An 18148-nucleotide genomic window follows, 5' to 3' on the forward strand; every position below is an offset into this window, starting at 1 on the left:
TTGATAGTTAATGTTAAGAAGTATACATTATTGGTGTTATGCTAGTTTTTGATAAGTACGCCACCATAAATCGGGCATTTCGCCGGATACGGCAAGCGTATAATCATCATAACGGCAGGGTACCAGGTGATAACGCTCGTTCATAGACCCTGCGGTTGGGTAAGGCACCTGCATCCACCAGCGGTCAGATTTTTTGCTTTTCACAAATACCATTTCATGATCATCATGTGTAAGCGTGGTTTTATAAACCAAGTATTGCGATTTTGGATGCAGCGGAAAATCCTGTTTTCGGTTATAAAAACCGTCGATAAAATACCAAATCATTTCGGCCAGTAAAGTGGCGGTCTGTCCGTTAGTGTCATACGCCGGATTAAATTCATAAAAACCGATCGAGGTCAGTTTATCATTAAAACCGGCATATCGGCACATCTGGCAGGCTTCTTCACCATAGAACCCGTTAGGTGTAGCATTGGCGTTGGCTGCTGCGTCTGATGAACGGATAGCACCGATATCAAAGCTGATCATGTTGGCATTACGTATGATAGGCTCTGTTACACCCATATGGCCGGTTAGTTCGCCCAGGCGGTGCACGTCAAAAAACAAATTGTTCATCACCCGCAAACTTTCCTGGCTTACAAAATAAGTTTGATACCCCAGATTGCTAAAATTGAACAGGTAGTTGGGCTCGTGCAAAAATATTTTATTGAGGTAAGATAGTGAGGTTGTAGAATCATTTTCCTCCATTTCGGCGCTTTCGTCCAGGTCAAAGTGCGAGTCGATCACCACCATATCTACCTTTTGCTCGGTATCTTCATAAGCCAGATATTGCGGGTAAGTCAAATCCTGACCACCGCCTAGAATCACAGCTACAATATCTTTCTTTACAAACTCGGCCAGTACAGTTTTCAATGCAAAGTAGGTATCATTCACCGTTGCCCCTTGCTTAATGTTGCCCAGGTCAAAGATGTTGGGTGTACGGTAATCACCTTGATACAAACGATATAACTTTTCACGAATGTAATCAGGCCCCAATGCACAGCCTTGGTTACCTACCGCATTACGATCATCCTGCACACCAAAAATCACCAAATCGGGTTTTTGCTCATCCAAATCAGGAAAATTACCGGTATTAACCTGCACCAAGCTACCCAAGTGGTTGGGGTTATACCCTTCACCGGGTGCCAGTTTTCCTAAATCAACCGGGGTAAAGAAATCCGCTAACGACATATCCGTATTCTACAAAAGTTCAAATATCCATTATTTTAAATTAAATTGCGCTGTTTTTATCAAACTCACTACATGATTCTGGTTACGGGTGCAACAGGTTTTTTAGGCGCTATACTGGCTAAGCAGTTGGTGCAGCAAAACAACCGCATCCGCTGTACCAAACGCAGCACATCAGTAATTCCCGGCTTTTTAACCCCTTACCAACACCTGATTGAGTGGGTAGAAGCCGATATATTAGACATTTTTGCACTGGAAGACGCTTTTGCCGGCGTTACACAGGTTTACCATTGCGCCGCTTGGGTATCCTTTAAGGAGGCCGATAAAGAGCCCATGATCAGCACCAACATTACTGGCACAGCCAATGTGGTAGAGATGTGTTTACAATACAACGCCCGGCTAGTGCACGTTAGCTCCATTGCCGCTATCGGTCAGGCAAAACCCGGCGAATTGATTACTGAAAAACATCACCTGGAAGAAACGCCTGCCAATAATGGCTATTCTATATCTAAATTAGAAAGTGAAATGGAAGTTTGGCGCGGCATTGCCGAAGGGCTGGACGCTGTTATTGTGAACCCATCTGTAATTATTGGTCCAACAGCGGGAACGGACGGCAGCGGCCAAATATTTGAAACGGTACGCAAAGGGCTTAAATTTTACACGCGTGGCAGCTGCGGATTGGTAGATGTAGAAGATGTAGCCCGTTGCATGATTACCCTGATGAATAGTAAACTCACCAACCAACGCTACATCATCAATGCCGAAAACTGGTACTTTAAAGATTTAATGACTACCATAGCTCAATATTTTGGTATTAAACCACCAACTACAGAAGCCAAACCCTGGATGCTTGATATTGCCTGGCGCGCTTCATCAGCTTGGGCTGGTATTACCGGTAAAAATCCTTCATTAGATAAGATGGCCGCTCAATCAGCCAGTGTTGTACAGAATTATGATAATGCTAAAATTAAAAAGGCTATTGGTATTAAATTTAAGCCGATAGAGAAAAGCATTGCAGAGATCTGTGAAGCGTTAAAGCAATAATAAATTACTTGGAACTACGCTTTGACTACCTTGCTTATTTCTCCGCATTTCAACTATTTATTAATTCAACCACTTAACTAATCAACTACTCACCTACCCACCAATCAACCAAAATCCTATATTTGCTCAACCATGGGGCAGTATTATATTATCGACTTTGACAGCACTTTTACCCAGGTAGAAGCGCTTGATGAACTGGCACGTATATCGTTAAAAGATCATCCCGACCGGGAAAAGATTTATAAACAGATTGAAGATTTCACCAACGCCTCTATGGAAGGTCGGTTATCTTTTGCTGATAGCTTGGAAGGCCGGGTTAAATTACTGCAAGCCAACCGCGAGCATTTGCACCTGCTGGTTAAGCACCTTCGCAAAAAAGTATCACCATCATTTTTACGTAACAGCGTATTTTTTAAAGAACATGCCGATGATGTACTGATCGTATCGGGCGGCTTTAAAGAGTTTATCACCCCTGTTGTTACCGAATACTATATCAACAAAGAGAATATCTATGCCAACACCTTTAAGTTTGATGAGGAAGGCAATATTATTGGTTACGACCGTGATAATCCCCTATCGCAAGAGGGCGGCAAGGTTAAGTTGCTAAAAGAACTAAACCTGCAAGGCGATATTTATGGCATCGGCGATGGCTATTCTGATTTTCAGTTAAAAGAATCGGGAATGATAAAAAAGTTCTTTGCTTTTACGGAGAATATTGAACGTAAATCGGTAGTAGAAAAAGCCGATTATGTAACACCCAGCCTGGATGAGTTTTTGTACATTAACCGGTTACCACGCGCTATCTCTTACCCTAAAAACCGTATTAAGTGTTTAGTAGTTGGTGATGTAGAGGATGAAGCACTTGCCCAGATGCGCAAGGAAGGCTATAACATCAGACACCAGGATTCTATCCAGGAAAAATATTTACAAGAAGCGGGCATATTGTTTTGCGATGAAGCCAATCAACCCACACCCGAACAATTGCAAAATGCCGGTAAATTAAAGGTGATTGGCTGCTTTGGTAAGATGAACAACCGCAAAGCCCTGGAAGTGGCTTGCGACAACGGCATCATTATTTTTGACGACCCGAAGCATAACCCACGCAATGCCGATTTTATTTCGAAAAGGGTAATTGCCTTTATGAACGAGGGTAAAACGCACATGAGCAGCAATTTTCCGGATTTGCAGCCGCCGCGTATCAATAACGCTCACCGTTTAATTCATATCCACAAAAACGTGCCCGGTATACTGGCGCAGATAAATGACGTATTTGCACGCCACAAAATCAATATCGTAGGTGAGTTTCTGGTAACTAACAACCAGATCGGCTATGTTATAACCGACGTTAACGCTGGTTATGACGAGCAGGTATTAAACGAATTAAAGGCAATCGACTTTACTATCAAGTTCAGATTACTTTATTAATATTGATTGGGTGATTAACTTATTTGACTAATCACCCAATTAACTATTTCTCTTCTGCCATTGGCACTACCAATACCGGCACAACCGATTCGCGGATAACGCGCTCGGCTACGCTGCCCATCAGCAAGCGGTCTAAACCGCTACGGCGATGGGTACCGATAACAATCAAATCGGCCTCAAAATGGCCGGCACAGGTCAATATACCATCGGCGGTGGTACCAAAATCAGTAAACTTGGTAACCTCAAGATCGGATGCATATCTTTGCACAATATTATTCATTATAGTATCAGCAGCATCGTTCTGCGCATTCATTACGTCTACATTTACCATATCGGCCGTGCCCTCAAAAGGTAAACCAAAAGTACTGTCGTTCATGGGTGAACTGGTAGCCGGCATGGGCTCAACAATACTCACTACACCTACTGTAGCATCAAATTTGCGAGCCAGTTCAAAGCCAAATGCTGCTGCATTTTCTGAATACTTACTATTATCTATGCCGATTAATATTCTTGAAGGTATCATCTAATTTCAGGTTTGATGTTGTATGATAATAACAGATGAACTTCAATTTGTTTTGCGTTGGTTGTTTGGTTGATTGGTTGATTGGTTGATTTAACTAATTTGCATCCTGTCACAGTTGTTTTATCTTTTCAAACTTTATCAACTGCTTAACAACTCAACTACTTAACCATTCATCCACCTTTTGCTTCACCCTTCCGTTGGGCACTATAAATGCCGGTATCGCCGCTGCAGTAATAGGCTATAAAGCATGCTACGGCAAATAATAAAGCATGCTCACTGCCAAACAATTCAATCCCCATCAGGGTACAAGCCAAAGGGGTATTGGTAGCGCCAGCAAATACAGCAATAAAGCCCAAAGCTGCAAAAAGGCTAACCGGCGCATTTAACAAGCCTGCTAATGTATTGCCCAACGTTGCACCTATATAAAACAACGGTGTAACTTCGCCTCCTTTAAAACCCGTTCCGAGGGTTATGCAGGTATAAATCAACTTCCAAAACCAGCTAAAAAAATGTGCGCCGCCTTGCTGAAAAGCCGATACAATGGTAACAGCGCCCGGATATTCGGGATCGACTCCTAGGCTCAAGTAATCTGGCTTGCCCAAAATAAAAGTGAGGGCAACAATAATACAACCGCCATATACTGGTATTAGCCAGGGCGTTTTAACAAAACGGTTAGCTAAATTTTTAACACCATGTGCCGTAACGGCAAAAGCATAAGCGGCTATCCCAAAGCAAACCGACGCCAGTACAACTTTTAACAACAACCAAAAATCAACAGTCAGGTAATGTCCGTAAATGCTTTGCCCAACCGATATATTACCGATATGATAATGCGTATGCTGCACGCCCCAGGCGGCCACCGTAGCATCACCAATTAACCCACCAACCAGGCATGGCAGCAAAGCAGTATATTGTATACGGCCAATAACTAATACCTCCATAGCAAACACTGCCCCGGCCAGTGGTGTGCCAAATACCGCACCGAAACCGGCAGCTATACCGGCGGTTAAAACAACACGCTTGTCTTGCGGTTGCAACTTAAACCAGGTGCCCAGCATATTAGCTATGCTACCTCCTATCTGCACCGCCGTTCCCTCACGCCCGGCCGATCCGCCAAAAAGGTGAGTTATTACAGTAGTTATCAGAATTAACGGCGCCATACGACGGGGCACACCAGCCCCCGGTTCATATATCTCGTCGATAATTAAGTTATTGCCACGCTCGGCCGATCGGCCATAAAGTTTATATAAAAAATGGATAACTACCCCGGCCAAAGGCAATAGGTACAACAACCAAGTATGGGCAAACCTGTAATGGATAGCCCAGTTAAGCAGCCATAAAAATAAGGCCACCATACTGCCAATGGCTACAGCAACCGGAACAGTAATCAGTATCCAGCGGATAATGTAATGACCTACGATGTAAGATTTGGAAAAGTAATTTTTGAACATGAGCCTGCAATTAAATAAATATCTACTTATTTTAAGCAGGCGCCATCAGCTTTTGCAAGCGGTTCAATTAGGTGGAGCACCATCACCTTGTGTTTGAATGAAAGCAAATATGAAAAATATTTTGAACACCATCAATGTAAAATTGAATTTGTAATCGTATCAAATTACACTGACTTTATTATTCTGCAGCTTATTTATCAATAAACTACCAGGCTTTCATATCAATATTAGGCTACCATTTCCCCTCAAAAATTCATACCTTGCCATTTTTCAAATTTCATCGAGCCATGACTACAGAAACGCTTGACATCAAGATAACTAAAACTAACCATTCACGCTTGGCCGAAACCGATTTCGACAATCTGGTATTTGGCCACACTTTTGCCGACCATATGTTTGTGGCCGACTATGCCGATGGCGAATGGAAAAATTTCCAAATTGTTCCCTATGGCGAAATTGGCCTGAGTCCGGCTATTTCGGCCTTACATTACGGACAAGCTTTTTTTGAAGGTTTGAAAGCCTATAAACACGAAGACGGCACTGTTTCTGTATTCCGCCCGGATAAGAATGCGGCCCGCTTTAATAAATCAGCTCAGCGTTTGTGCATGCCCGATTTGCCTGAAGATATTTTTGTGCAGAGTATAGCAGCACTGGTTGATGTAGACCGCGATTGGGTGCCTACAGCCGAAAATCATTCGCTTTACATCCGTCCGTTTATGTTCGCTACCGACCCTTATTTGGGTGTAGTGCCATCTAAAACATATAAGTTTATGGTACTTACTGGTCCGGTAGGTCCATATTTTTCTAAGCCTTTGCGTGTTAAAATTGAAACCGAGTATACCCGCGCTGCCGAAGGCGGTTTTGGATATGCTAAAGCAGCCGGTAACTATGCCGGTGCTATGCTACCTACCCGCCGTGCGGTAGAACAAGGTTTTGACCAAATGATTTGGACCGATGCCAAAGAGCACCTATATGCCGAAGAGATGGGCGCTGCCAACGTAATGTTTGTACTGGATGGCACTTTGGTTACGCCATCTACCCGCGACACTATTTTGGACGGTGTAACCCGCAATACTGTATTAGCTATTGCACGCGATTGGGGCATGCCGATTGAAGAGCGCCGTGTTTCGATTGCCGAGATTATTGAAGGTGCTAAAAGTGGTAAATTAACCGATGCCTTTGGTGCAGGTACCGCTGCCACGATTGCACCGGTAGGCTCTATATTTTATGAAGGCGAAGAATATCACCTGAGTGACCCAGCCAGCCGTGAGTTTTCAACCAAATTGTTTAAAAAGTTGAACGATATCCGTTACGGCCGTGTAGCCGACGAACATGGATGGAATTACACCGTATAATTGAATACTGAATAAAAGCAAAAGCCTCAGAAGTTATCTGAGGCTTTTGCTTTTATATATAAATTGTCTTCCTATTTTAAACTCTTTGCTACCTCAACAATTAACTGCTGCACCCATTGCGCATACATTTTACCGGAAGGATGAAGCCCGTCTGCCGCAATCAGCGTACGATCTTGTGCTGCTAGCCGCGAGCCGGGGGTAATGTTGGTATAACTGATGCCAGCCTTTTCAGTTTCCTGCTTGTTGATAGCATTGTACTGGTCTATTTCGGCTGCAATCTTATTGCGGTCGCGACCACTGGCATACGGCGTAACGCCCCAATCGGGTATAGACACTACAAAAACATGCTTCTTGTTACCGTTGGCATAGCTAATAGCGGTATTAAGCAATTGCACAAATTCAGTACGATAAGTATTTATGTTGTAGCCGCGATACTGGTTGTTAACCCCAATCAGCAGCGTAACTATATCAAACTTTTGTGCTAAGTTTTGGACACTGATGGCGTTGATTAGTTCATCGGTTGTCCAGCCAGTGCGGGCAATGATAACTGGTGCAGCAGCTTTGTAATTAAGCTTGTTTAATTCGGCCGTAAGCTGATAAGGAAAAGACTCGGGTGCGGTAACCGTCTCGCCAATAGTATACGAGTCACCTAAAGCTAAATAAGTAACCGCTGTACCATTGCCGGTTGGCATGGGTACAGGTGCGGTATTAGTAGCAGGCTGTACGTAAGGAACATCATCCATATCTTTTGATTTGCAACCAAACAAGGCTGCCAATGTCCATAAAAATAAGCTTACTGTTTTCATCCAATTATCTCCATACCAAACTGTACGGAAATATGGTGTTTCAGGATTTGCTTTACTTCATTTAAATCAACCTCACGACCAAGTTCACGTTTGATAGAGGTTACATCTTTATCATCAATACCGCAAGGTACAATGTTGTTAAAATAATCAAGCTCGGAATTAACATTGAACGATAAGCCATGCATCGTCACCCAGCGGCTGCAACGTACGCCCATCGCACATATTTTGCGGGCCCGCTCATTATCCGCATCTATCCAAACACCAGTATAGCCCGGGTATCGGCCGGCAGTGATACCGTACTCTGCCAGTGTGTTGATTACAGCTTCTTCCAGCGTACGCAAGTAAAGGTGTATATCGGTAAAAAAGTTATCTAAATCCAATATTGGGTAAGCCACCAACTGACCAGGACCATGATAAGTAATATCGCCGCCACGGTTAATAGGGTAATAAGTAGCATTCTTTTCTTTTAGGCCTGCTTCATCCAGCAACAAGTGCTCTGGCTTACCGCTTTTACCTAAAGTGTATACATGCGGGTGCTCGCAAAAAATTAAGTAATTAGGTGTCAGTACATTTTCCTCTTCCGTTTCGCCTGCTGGTACAGCCAGATGCCGGTTACGAAGCTCCGTTTTTAGTTTAACGGTTCCAGCAAAAAGCGCTTCCTGCTTGTCCCAAGCATCTTTATAATCAATCAAGCCCCAGTCCTGAAACGTAACTTGTTTATTTTTCATACCATTTATCCCTTTACGTAACCAACCATATAATCTTCGTATTGCAAATAGTCTACCCGGTAATCCAGTGCAACATCGTCTTTACGCAAAGAAGCATCTAAATTACCTGATGTATTTACTTCAAAGGCCTTTAAATCGATGTTATCTAAAAAAGACACCTCTTTCCGGCCGTAGCACTTATATACCGCCTCTTTTGCACACCAGCATACATACAAATGCTCAATGGGCATTTGCGAGCTGATAAAAGCCATTTCGGCAGGTTTCATAAACTTATGGGCAATACGCTCTACCTTCTGTTTAATTTGCTCAATATCTATTCCCACCGGGCGCGAGCGGCTAATCATCACGGCTGCATAATCAAACGAATGGCTAAGCGATATATGATAAGGCAGATTGGCCAGGTAAGGCTTACCATGCTCATCAATTTTGCAATCAATATACTCTTCGGTATTTAGCATGGTGCGTAATAAAACGCGGGTACTTAACCAATGCAGGTTACGTTTACCGTTGGCCAGCTGCTCTACAAAAGCTTTTTCTTCATCATTCAACTGCAACTGATTGTACAGTGTAACGGCATCTTCCTCGATGCGCCAAAGGGCAAACTCGGTATCACTGTCAACCTGCTTTTGAAATGCTATGGCCATAAATAATTTACAAATACGGAAAGCAAAATTAGTGTAAATAATCTTAATTTTATTCCATCTATCTCTCCCCTCAAGGCATTATGATTTTATCGGACAAACGAATACTGGAAGAAATTGAAAAAGGCAATATCATCATTGAACCTTTTAACCGTGAATGCCTGGGTACCAACTCATACGACGTACATTTAGGCAAACATCTGGCCACCTACCGCAACCGTGTACTGGATGCTAAAGTGCATAACGAAATTGACTATTTTGAGATTCCGAAAGATGGTTTTGTACTGCAACCCGGCACTTTGTACCTGGGTGTAACCATGGAGTATACCGAAACTCACAAACACGTTCCTTTTCTGGAAGGCAAATCGAGCACCGGACGATTGGGCATAGATATACATGCCACCGCCGGTAAAGGCGATGTAGGCTTTTGCAACACCTGGACGTTAGAAATATCTGTTTCGCAACCTGTGCGCATATATGCCGGCATGCCAATTGGTCAGCTTATTTACTTTGTGGTAGAAGGCGAAATTGAAACCATGTATAATACCAAAGGCAACGCCAAATATAACAATCCTACTACACGGCCGGTAGAAAGTATGATGTGGAAAAATAAATTCTAATTTTACCGTTATCATCTATATGCCAACGGCTTATTAAAACTTATTCTGCTTGCCGTTGGTATACCTAAATAAGTATACCTGATTCAAATGAATTTCAGAAAAACGTTTTTTTACATTCTTACCATAGGGATGATAACCGGGTTAGTTGGCTTTATCCGGATTGATGACGACCCTATTCTTAACAAAATAACCAGTCAGCTGGAAAAATGGATTAACGCCAATCCGCAAGAAAAAGTTTACCTGCAGTTTGACAAGCCATACTATGCCGTAGGCGATAATATTTGGTTTAAAGCCTATATAACCGTAGGTAGTGACCACCGGCTTTCGGCCATCAGCGGTGCCTTAAACGTAGAATTGATTGACGACCGCGATTCCATTAAGCAATACATCAAGCTGCCTGTGATAAGCGGTACTGCCTGGGGCGATTTTGCTTTGAGTGATACCTTACAGGAAGGTACCTACCGCATACGCGCTTATACCAACTGGATGCGCAACGCCGGCGAAGATTACTTTTTTAACAAAACCATCAGTATTGGTAATGCCGCAACCAATACCGTATTTACCAAAACGAATTTTACTTATAGCACCCTCAACAATCAGCAAAAAGTAAGCACCATAATTAACTATACAGACTTATCAGGCAACCCTTATTCAGGCAAGCCCGTTAGTTACCGCGTACAGTTGAATGACAAGCAAATTACGAGAGGCAAAGGCGTAACGGATAACCAAGGCAATTTAACTGTTGATTTTACTAACAGCAACCCTGCCCTGCTTACATCAGGCCGCATTACTACCGAAATTCAGGTAGCCGATAAAAAAGTAGTAACGAAAACTGTTCCGGTAAAAGCTACCTCCAATCAGGTGAATGTGCAGTTCTTTCCGGAGAGCGGCTCTCTGGTGAATGGTGTACGTTCTAAAGTTGCTTTTAAAGCTCTAGGCGCTGATGGTTTAGGTACAGATATAAAGGGTGTAGTTACAGACAATGAAAATCAACAGGTAGCTATTCTGACCACCCGCCATGCCGGGATGGGATATTTTGCATTGACACCGCAAGCCGGTAAAACTTACAAAGCGCAAATTACTTATAAAGATGGTTCGCAAAACACGGTGAACCTGCCCACAGCTTTAAATCAAGGCTACGTTTTAGCCGTAGGCATGCCCGATTCGGCCACCATTAGTTTGCGGGTAACCGGCAGCAATGTTAACAATGACGCACCTGTGTATATAGTTGCCCAATCAGGCGGGAATATAACCTTTGTGGCTAAAAGCAAACCCGGCACCAATACGTTTGGTACACTCATTCCTAAAAGCCGTTTTCCGTCGGGCATTGTGCAGTTTACATTGTTCTCATCCACTGGCGAACCTTTGAATGAGCGCATTGTATTTGTACAGCACGGCAATGATTTATTGAAGCTGAACGTTAAAGCAGGTTCAGCAACAAGCAATGTTCGCGGAAAAGTAAAAATCGATTTAAATGCTGTTAATAGCAGCAATAAGCCTGTGGTGGGCAGCTTTTCGGCAGCTGTGATTGATGAAAGTAAGGTAAAAACTGATGAGGCTACCGAAATTTCTATCCTATCCAGCCTGCTGCTTACCTCTGATCTACGCGGCTATATTGAACAGCCTAATTACTATTTTACTCAGGTAAACGAAAAAACACAGACTGATTTAGATGTTTTGATGCTGACACAAGGCTATCGCCGCTTTGATTGGAAACCCATATTGGCCGGCACCTTTGCAGCACCAGTTTATCAGCCCGAAAAGGCGCTTCAAATAGCAGGCACCGTTAAAACATCTGGCGGCAAACCAGTACCCAATGCCAAAATAACGCTATTTACTACAGCAGGTGGTACTTTTATCATTGACACTGTTGCAGATACGCAAGGCAGGTTTGCGTTCAAAAATTTAGTATTTAAAGACAGTATTAAATTTGTACTACAAGCCCGCACCGCTAAAAATGGCAAGAATGTAGAAATTGCACTCGACAATAACGTAGGCCAGGCGGCAGTTGTAAAAAACCGCAACATCACCGGCATAGAAATAAACACCGACAGCAAGCTGGCAACCTATTTGAAATACAGCAAGCAGCAGTATGATACCGAAACGCGTTATGGCTTAGGCAACCATACCGTTGTACTTAAAGAGGTAACCATTACTGAAAAACGAAAAACAGCACTCGAAAATTCATCCAACCTAAATGGTGCTGGTAATGCCGATCAGGTTATAATGGGTGATCTATTTACCAAAATGGGCTGTGTTACTATTGATCAATGTTTGCAAGGACGTTTGGTGGGTGTTATATTTAGAGGAGGTATACCCTACTCTACCCGCAATGCCGGTTCAAACACGCCTATGCAAATTATAGTTGACGGCATTTATGTAGATGCCAGCTATATACAATCTCTTAACCCGATTGATATTGCCAGTATTGAAGTATTACGCTCTATAGGAAACACTGCCATTTATGGATCAAGAGGTGGTGCCGGAGTTTTGCTTATCAACACCCGGCGTGGCAACGACTATACTAATAATGCCTCACAGATCTACTCCCCGGGTGTAATTACCTATACACCCAAAGGGTATTACAGAGCACGTGAATTTTATTCGCCGCAGTACGATGATCCAAAAACCAACCAGGCTGTGGCTGATGTTCGGACCACTATATTCTGGAAACCTAATATTGTTACTGATGACAATGGCCATGCATCGTTCGAATACTTTAACGCCGGCTCGCCTGGCACTTACCGCGTGGTGATTGAAGGCATTGATGGTGAGGGTAATATCGGCCGTCAGGTGTATCGATATACGGTTAAGTAATTTTTCCGGAATTTTCTATCTGTCTTTATCAACACTGCAGACAGATAGAAAGCTTTTAAGATTAATTGAATATTATACTAAGTATTCACTTTTCTTACCCGTTATATAAAAAAGATAATTTCAACTTATGCCAAGGGGGCTACACGTTTAGCGTTTTAATAATGATTTATTGCAGCTTTTAGGTAACTTTGCTGTGATATGCCAACAGAAATACAGGAAGAAACACTTACACTTGAAGAGATACTGGCGAGCTTAAAAGAAATGCACCGCTTGATTTTGTGGAACGATGATGTAAATTCCTTCGATCACGTTATTTATTGCATGATGAAGTACCTGGATTATTCCGAATCTCAAGCCGAAAAAATTGCCTGGAAAGTACACAATGAAGGTAAATGTGCTGTTCTGGAAGGCTCATTTACTGAAATGGAGGTTTACCGCAAGATATTACAGCAAGAAGGCTTAACCGTTTCAGTTGATTAAGCTGCTATTTCTGAAATAATCAAATTATGTTTTGGTGTTTTTCAGCGTTGCAAAACAATGCTGGCGGTGCAAGTAAAATTACCCTGTATGTTCTTTTCTAACTGACAACACGCAACCAACAATTCCAATCTAACATTCAGGCAAACTGATCGGAATATTGGTAGCCAGTCCACCATCCGAGGTTTCTTTATATTTAGAGTTCATATCCAAGGCGGTTTCCCACATGGTTCTTACTACAGCATCCAAGCTTACCTTGGCCTTGTCGGGGTTACTTTGTAGGGCCAGTTGCGAAGCAGTGATGGCTTTGATAGCTCCCATAGTGTTACGCTCAATGCAAGGCACTTGTACTAAGCCACCAATTGGGTCGCAGGTTAAGCCGAGGTGATGCTCCATGGCAATTTCGGCTGCCATTAATACTTGGCGTTGCGAACCGCCCAAACATTCCGTAAGTGCCGCTGCAGCCATAGCTGACGATACGCCAATTTCGGCCTGGCATCCACCCATTGCAGCTGATATAGTAGCGCCTTTTTTAAAGATACAACCAATTTCGGAAGCTGTTAGTAAAAACTGTAGTATGCGCTCATCCGAATAGCCGTCACAAAACACAATGTAATATTGCAGTACGGCAGGTATTACACCTGCTGCACCATTGGTAGGTGCGGTTACTACACGGCCAAATGAAGCATTCTCTTCATTTACGGCCAATGCAAAACAGCTTACCCAATCTAAAATATTTTGAAAGCTGTTACCGGTTTGGCGAATTACATTCATCCATTCGTCAAAGTTATTATACGTAGCTTCTTTAGTAAGCCTGCGGTTTAAAGCCGATGCCCTACGGGCTACATTTAAACCGCCAGGTAGATAACCGGTGGTATGGCAGCCCCGGTACATACACTCTTTTATTACCTTAAAAATATTTAATATCCCAGACCGTGTTTCCTCTTCCGGACGCCAAGCCTGCTCATTTTCCAGCACCACTTCCGATATTTTTAAACCGGTTTTGCGGCACCAATGCAAAATATCATTAGCGGTATCAATCGGAAAAGGTAAATCCACCTCTAGTTTTTGCTGGTTGGATGCACCTTCTTTCACCACAAAGCCGCCGCCTATAGAATAATAGGTTTCGGATATAGCCTTGCCTGTGCTTAAGAAAGCTTGAAAAGTGACTGCATTGGGGTGAAAAGGCAAGCTTTCAGCAAACAAAAACAATACGTCATCTTCATAAAAAAAGCTTACCGATTGCACACCGCCTAAAGTAAGTTTGTGCTGCTGATTGATAGACTCGATCTCGGTATCAATTTGGTTTACATCAAACGTAACCGGATCATGCCCGTTTAAGCCTAACAAAATAGCCACGTCTGTACCGTGCCCTTTACCGGTTTTAGCTAAAGATCCGTACAATAATATTTTTATTTGTGCCACTTTATCCAGTAAATCCTTCTGCTGCAACCCTTGTACAAACTGCTGCGCTGCCCGCCAAGGGCCTAAGGTGTGAGAACTGGATGGGCCAATACCAATTTTAAATATATCAAATACGGATAACTGCTCTTTTTGCATGTGTCACAAAGATACTACAAGATAATCTGTAACGCTATTGCCAATATTAAATTGTATTAATAATTTCAGGCAATTATTTAATACCAAACTACACATTGATTTTTAACAAAAACCTTTTTCACAATCTCCTGTACCACGCCCTAAAAATTGGCTGGTAGAATCAATTTTAGTTACTCTTTTTTGCTGCTTACCTTTTGGAATTGCAGGTATTGTAAATGCCGTTAACGTAAACGGACGTTATGACGGAGGCGATTATGAGGATGCTCAGCGCGCTTCTGCACAAGCTGGCAAATGGACTAAAATTGGTTTCTGGATTGGCATAGTAGTATACGTTCTGTGGTTCGGCTTCATGTTTTTACTAGGTGGAGCAGCCCTTTTAGGTCGTCATTAAATGAAACGTAAAAAGCTATATTTTGCACTTATAGGAATTGGTATACTAATACTAATTGGTATATATTTTAATTATAATCCGGCGAAATATAGCTTTTTTCCTAAATGCCCCTTCCATTACTTAACCGGATTGGACTGCCCAGGCTGTGGCTCGCAAAGAGCCATTTATGCTCTATTACATGGTAATATCATCGGTGCCATCCACCAAAACTTGCTATTAATTATCAGCCTGCCTTTTTTAGCTATTCACTCTGGCTATCAAGCGCTCTCTTTTGTCAAGCAAAAAAGTTATAAGTGGAAAGTGATTTACCACCCATTAACACCTAAAATTTTAACTGTAATTGTAGTAGCATTCTGGATTATCCGAAACTTACCGGGGTTTCCGCTTAAGCATTAAAATTATAATCGGCATTGGCCGAGATGTAATTGTAATCTTTTACAACGGTTTGTAGAAACTGTAAATCGTCCATCCGTTCCATCGCCTGCACATTTAAATGCTCTTTAATGCGTGCAGCCATGTTGTATACTACAGCTGTATTTCCGGTTTGCATGTAGGTATGTATTACTTCATGTATCAACGCAACCTCTTTATCATTAAGCTGTGTTACTTCTTTATAAACCGGCTCGTAGTCTGTTTGGCCCGCCGGCATAAAGGCTATACTATCCATTTTGGTACGCGGATTGGTTTTAATTAAGGTAGTACCAGCTACCATATCGCCAACCCGCTGGCTTTTATCAGAAACAGCTACGGTTATTAGCGCACAAACGCCCGAAGTTATGGTAACATCTACTATACGGAACAACCAGCGCAACAGGTATTGGCCAATGGTTGGCTGTCCGCCATCCAGGCTAACCACTTTAATTTTCATTACCCGCTTACCTAGACTTTGGCCGTTCATAAATATTTCGCAAACTAAATCGTAAAATACATACAGACCAAAATATACGGCTATAGCTATAATGTAACCTATGCTACTTGCAGCAACGCTTGCTGTGGCAACAGCAATAATAACACCTAAAAAATATAGTGCCATAAATATGCCGCCATCAATCAGGTAGGCTAAAATGCGTTCGCCCAGGCCGGCTACTTCGTAATCAATATCAATGTTTTGTGAGGTGGTTATAGTAATGGTTTGCATACAAACAAATATATAACGCCGCCCGATATTTTAATTGAAAACCAATAATTTTATATCTATTTTGAGCCATTAATTTTATCATACCTAAGCCATGCGCGAACCCCTGTTTGTTAAACAAAATTCAGACAAATGGAAAAGCTTTGAGGAGGCCAAAACCCATACCCCTGATGAGCTGGCCGACCGTTTTATTCAAATAACGGACGACTTAGCGTATTCCAAAACTTTTTACCCTAAATCTAAAACCACCACTTATCTTAATGGCCTGGCGGCCAAACTGCATCAGTCTATTTACAAAAACAAAAAAGTAAAAAGCAACCGGTTTGTTGCTTTTTGGAAGTATGAGTTGCCCGAAGTATTTGCCACCTACCAAAAGCAAATGCTTTATTCCTTTTTATTCTTCACTACTTTTTGCCTGTTAGGCGTTTTATCGGCCAAATATGATGAGCAGTTTGTGGAACTCATTTTAGGGCACGAATATGTGGCCATGACCAATGCCAACATTGCCAAAGGCCAGCCCTTTGGTGTATATAACAGCGAGAACGAATTCTTAATGTTTTTTCAGATTGGGCTGAATAATATTTATGTATCATTTGTATGCTACATCCTGGGCATTTTTGGCGGTGCAGGTACCGTATTCTTTTTGTTTCGCAATGGGCTGATGCTAGGCTCGTTTGAATACTTCTTTTTTAGCAAGGGTTTAGGCTGGCAATCTATACTGGTTATCTGGATACATGGAACACTTGAAATCTCATCTATTGTAATTGCTGGCGCAGCCGGATTAATTTTAGGCAACAGCCTGCTTTTCCCAAAAACTTATAAACGTATGGTATCCTTTAAACGGGGTGCTAAGGATGGGCTAAAAATTGTGATTGGCCTGGTGCCTATTTTTGCCATAGCTGCCTTTTTTGAAAGCTTTGTAACCCGCCATACTGGTATGCCGCTGTGGTTAAGCCTCACCATTTTGGGATCATCGCTGGCCTTCATCATTTGGTATGTTTTAATTTATCCTATTAAACTATACAAAAACTCTATTTTACATGACTCCGCAGAAGATTGAACTGGCCAAAAGCCGTGAATTTGGCGAACTAGTTTCTGACACTTTTACCTTCATCAGGCAAAACTTTAAGCCGCTTATTAAGGCATTAGCTATTTTTTGCGGCTTTTTCTTTATTGCGGTGGCCATTACGCAAACTTTGCAGCAAATTAAAACAGTCGACTTAACACGCCAAGCTATGACTGATCCAGACTATGGTAATTACTTCAGCAGATCCGGCCGGTTTGGTATAGAATATTTTTTAAGTATAATTTTTATGCTTTTGGGCTATACCACATTAACAGTAACTGTATTTAGTTACATGAGTTTGTATAGAGAACATGGTAACGTGCCACCTACTATTGAACAATTGTGGGTATACATTAAATACTTTTTTTTAAGAATTTTTGGCAGCACGCTATTGCTAAGTATACTACTGGCATTTGCCTTTGCATTATGCTTAATTCCTGGCGTTTGGTTATCCCCCATATTTGGATTGATATTTCCGATTATGGTTTTTGAAAATGCCGGTTTTGGCTACGCTTTTAACCGGAGCTTTAATTTAATCAACAACCACTGGTGGGCAACTTTCGGCGCCATGATCATTATGTTTATCATTACATACATTGCCGCCTTGATTTTTAGTATGCCATCTGTTGTGTTAATGGTAATCAATCTTCTGTTTCACGCACCAAGTATTGCCAAATCGGTACCTATTATTGCAGTAGTGACTTTATTGCAAACATTAAGCATAACACTTACTGTAATGCCGCTAGTTACGTCGGCATTATGCTATTTTAACCTGAATGAAATTAAAGAAGGTACAGGCCTCATTGATCGCATTAAACGCTTTGGCACCCAAACCGACTCCAATTTACCTGCCGAAGAATATTAAATGAAGCGCTGGCTCAATTT

The 18148-nt window shown here is 42.1% G+C and carries 18 protein-coding genes and 1 riboswitch; of the genes, 10 read left to right on the forward strand and 8 right to left on the reverse strand.

The window, feature by feature from the left end:
• Positions 1–36 precede the first annotated feature (36 nt).
• Positions 37–1227: a formimidoylglutamase gene (locus GPM24_RS02965; RefSeq protein WP_158825248.1), complete on the reverse strand. Its 1191-nt coding sequence runs from the start codon at positions 1225–1227 to the stop codon at positions 37–39.
• A gap of 72 nt (positions 1228–1299) precedes the next feature.
• Here GPM24_RS02965 and GPM24_RS02970 point away from each other — a divergent pair, with 72 nt between their 5' ends.
• A complete protein-coding gene (locus tag GPM24_RS02970; RefSeq protein WP_158825249.1) occupies positions 1300–2268 on the forward strand; it encodes an NAD-dependent epimerase/dehydratase family protein in 969 nt (322 codons plus the stop codon).
• 132 nt (positions 2269–2400) lie between these two features.
• Complete coding sequence (locus tag GPM24_RS02975; protein ID WP_158825250.1) at positions 2401–3693, forward strand: HAD-IB family phosphatase; 1293 nt, start codon at positions 2401–2403, stop codon at positions 3691–3693.
• Between the two features lie 43 nt (positions 3694–3736).
• Here the strand turns inward: GPM24_RS02975 and GPM24_RS02980 are convergent, their stop codons facing one another.
• On the reverse strand, positions 3737–4216 hold the full coding sequence (locus tag GPM24_RS02980) for a universal stress protein (protein ID WP_158825251.1): 480 nt from the start codon (positions 4214–4216) through the stop codon (positions 3737–3739).
• 170 nt (positions 4217–4386) lie between these two features.
• Positions 4387–5667, reverse strand: a complete 1281-nt coding sequence (locus GPM24_RS02985) for a voltage-gated chloride channel family protein (protein WP_158825252.1) — start codon at positions 5665–5667, stop codon at positions 4387–4389.
• Positions 5668–5696: 29 nt separating this feature from the next.
• Positions 5697–5763, reverse strand: a riboswitch (Fluoride riboswitch).
• A gap of 191 nt (positions 5764–5954) precedes the next feature.
• On the opposite strand from GPM24_RS02985, the gene GPM24_RS02990 reads away from it, so the two are divergent.
• The gene (locus GPM24_RS02990; RefSeq protein WP_158825253.1) at positions 5955–7022 is read left to right on the forward strand and encodes a branched-chain amino acid aminotransferase; all 1068 of its coding nucleotides are present in this window, start codon (positions 5955–5957) and stop codon (positions 7020–7022) included.
• 71 nt (positions 7023–7093) lie between these two features.
• Here GPM24_RS02990 and GPM24_RS02995 read toward each other — a convergent pair whose 3' ends face one another.
• Genes GPM24_RS02995 through GPM24_RS03005 form a run of 3 tightly spaced genes read right to left on the reverse strand, consistent with a single transcriptional unit; the run spans position 7094 to position 9200 of the window.
• Positions 7094–7828 carry an SGNH/GDSL hydrolase family protein gene (locus GPM24_RS02995; RefSeq protein WP_158825254.1) on the reverse strand — a complete coding sequence of 245 codons (735 nt, stop codon included), beginning with the start codon at positions 7826–7828 and terminating at the stop codon, positions 7094–7096.
• Positions 7825–8556, reverse strand: coding sequence for a lipoyl(octanoyl) transferase LipB (lipB, locus tag GPM24_RS03000; protein ID WP_158825255.1), 732 nt, complete (start codon positions 8554–8556; stop codon positions 7825–7827). Before lipB ends, GPM24_RS02995 begins: the two co-directional genes overlap by 4 nt.
• A gap of 5 nt (positions 8557–8561) precedes the next feature.
• Complete coding sequence (locus GPM24_RS03005; protein WP_158825256.1) at positions 8562–9200, reverse strand: 4'-phosphopantetheinyl transferase family protein; 639 nt, start codon at positions 9198–9200, stop codon at positions 8562–8564.
• Positions 9201–9280: 80 nt separating this feature from the next.
• Between GPM24_RS03005 and dcd the strand changes: the two genes are divergently transcribed.
• The 3 genes from dcd to GPM24_RS03020 all read left to right on the forward strand — a co-directional run bounded on the left by dcd (position 9281) and on the right by GPM24_RS03020 (position 13114).
• Positions 9281–9817 (forward strand): dCTP deaminase, encoded by a 537-nt coding sequence (dcd, locus tag GPM24_RS03010; RefSeq protein ID WP_158825257.1) that lies wholly within the window; start codon positions 9281–9283, stop codon positions 9815–9817.
• Positions 9818–9904: 87 nt separating this feature from the next.
• Positions 9905–12634: a TonB-dependent receptor plug domain-containing protein gene (locus GPM24_RS03015; protein ID WP_158825258.1), complete on the forward strand. Its 2730-nt coding sequence runs from the start codon at positions 9905–9907 to the stop codon at positions 12632–12634.
• Between the two features lie 198 nt (positions 12635–12832).
• Positions 12833–13114, forward strand: a complete 282-nt coding sequence (locus tag GPM24_RS03020) for an ATP-dependent Clp protease adaptor ClpS (protein WP_158825259.1) — start codon at positions 12833–12835, stop codon at positions 13112–13114.
• Positions 13115–13243: 129 nt separating this feature from the next.
• On the opposite strand, the gene GPM24_RS03025 is transcribed toward GPM24_RS03020, so the two are convergent.
• On the reverse strand, positions 13244–14671 hold the full coding sequence (locus GPM24_RS03025; RefSeq protein ID WP_158825260.1) for an L-serine ammonia-lyase: 1428 nt from the start codon (positions 14669–14671) through the stop codon (positions 13244–13246).
• A 151-nt stretch (positions 14672–14822) separates the two neighbouring features.
• Between GPM24_RS03025 and GPM24_RS22360 the strand changes: the two genes are divergently transcribed.
• The gene (locus GPM24_RS22360; protein ID WP_158826031.1) at positions 14823–15062 is read left to right on the forward strand and encodes a CD225/dispanin family protein; all 240 of its coding nucleotides are present in this window, start codon (positions 14823–14825) and stop codon (positions 15060–15062) included.
• On the forward strand, positions 15063–15458 hold the full coding sequence (locus GPM24_RS03035) for a DUF2752 domain-containing protein (protein WP_158825261.1): 396 nt from the start codon (positions 15063–15065) through the stop codon (positions 15456–15458).
• Here GPM24_RS03035 and GPM24_RS03040 read toward each other — a convergent pair.
• Complete coding sequence (locus GPM24_RS03040; protein WP_158825262.1) at positions 15448–16200, reverse strand: RDD family protein; 753 nt, start codon at positions 16198–16200, stop codon at positions 15448–15450. The genes GPM24_RS03035 and GPM24_RS03040 overlap by 11 nt on opposite strands.
• A 91-nt stretch (positions 16201–16291) precedes the next feature.
• Between GPM24_RS03040 and GPM24_RS03045 the strand changes: the two genes are divergently transcribed.
• Positions 16292–17257: a stage II sporulation protein M gene (locus GPM24_RS03045; RefSeq protein ID WP_158825263.1), complete on the forward strand. Its 966-nt coding sequence runs from the start codon at positions 16292–16294 to the stop codon at positions 17255–17257.
• Complete coding sequence (locus GPM24_RS03050; RefSeq protein WP_158825264.1) at positions 17238–18128, forward strand: hypothetical protein; 891 nt, start codon at positions 17238–17240, stop codon at positions 18126–18128. Before GPM24_RS03045 ends, GPM24_RS03050 begins: the two co-directional genes overlap by 20 nt.
• Positions 18129–18148: the final 20 nt, after the last annotated feature.

The organism is Mucilaginibacter lacusdianchii (genome assembly GCF_009770985.1).
Classification (GTDB): Bacteria; Bacteroidota; Bacteroidia; order Sphingobacteriales; family Sphingobacteriaceae; genus Mucilaginibacter; species Mucilaginibacter lacusdianchii.

Coding starts and splice junctions, on each gene's coding strand:
- GPM24_RS03020 (WP_158825259.1), top strand. CDS start 12,833: ATGCCAACAGAAATACAGGAAGAAACACTTACACTTGAAGAGATACTG.
- GPM24_RS02970 (WP_158825249.1), top strand. CDS start 1,300: ATGATTCTGGTTACGGGTGCAACAGGTTTTTTAGGCGCTATACTGGCT.
- GPM24_RS02995 (WP_158825254.1), bottom strand. CDS start 7,828: ATGAAAACAGTAAGCTTATTTTTATGGACATTGGCAGCCTTGTTTGGT.
- GPM24_RS03035 (WP_158825261.1), top strand. CDS start 15,063: ATGAAACGTAAAAAGCTATATTTTGCACTTATAGGAATTGGTATACTA.
- GPM24_RS03045 (WP_158825263.1), top strand. CDS start 16,292: ATGCGCGAACCCCTGTTTGTTAAACAAAATTCAGACAAATGGAAAAGC.
- GPM24_RS03040 (WP_158825262.1), bottom strand. CDS start 16,200: ATGCAAACCATTACTATAACCACCTCACAAAACATTGATATTGATTAC.
- GPM24_RS02975 (WP_158825250.1), top strand. CDS start 2,401: ATGGGGCAGTATTATATTATCGACTTTGACAGCACTTTTACCCAGGTA.
- lipB (WP_158825255.1), bottom strand. CDS start 8,556: ATGAAAAATAAACAAGTTACGTTTCAGGACTGGGGCTTGATTGATTAT.
- GPM24_RS02980 (WP_158825251.1), bottom strand. CDS start 4,216: ATGATACCTTCAAGAATATTAATCGGCATAGATAATAGTAAGTATTCA.
- GPM24_RS02990 (WP_158825253.1), top strand. CDS start 5,955: ATGACTACAGAAACGCTTGACATCAAGATAACTAAAACTAACCATTCA.
- GPM24_RS03050 (WP_158825264.1), top strand. CDS start 17,238: ATGACTCCGCAGAAGATTGAACTGGCCAAAAGCCGTGAATTTGGCGAA.
- GPM24_RS03005 (WP_158825256.1), bottom strand. CDS start 9,200: ATGGCCATAGCATTTCAAAAGCAGGTTGACAGTGATACCGAGTTTGCC.
- GPM24_RS02985 (WP_158825252.1), bottom strand. CDS start 5,667: ATGTTCAAAAATTACTTTTCCAAATCTTACATCGTAGGTCATTACATT.
- GPM24_RS03025 (WP_158825260.1), bottom strand. CDS start 14,671: ATGCAAAAAGAGCAGTTATCCGTATTTGATATATTTAAAATTGGTATT.
- GPM24_RS02965 (WP_158825248.1), bottom strand. CDS start 1,227: ATGTCGTTAGCGGATTTCTTTACCCCGGTTGATTTAGGAAAACTGGCA.
- GPM24_RS03015 (WP_158825258.1), top strand. CDS start 9,905: ATGAATTTCAGAAAAACGTTTTTTTACATTCTTACCATAGGGATGATA.
- dcd (WP_158825257.1), top strand. CDS start 9,281: ATGATTTTATCGGACAAACGAATACTGGAAGAAATTGAAAAAGGCAAT.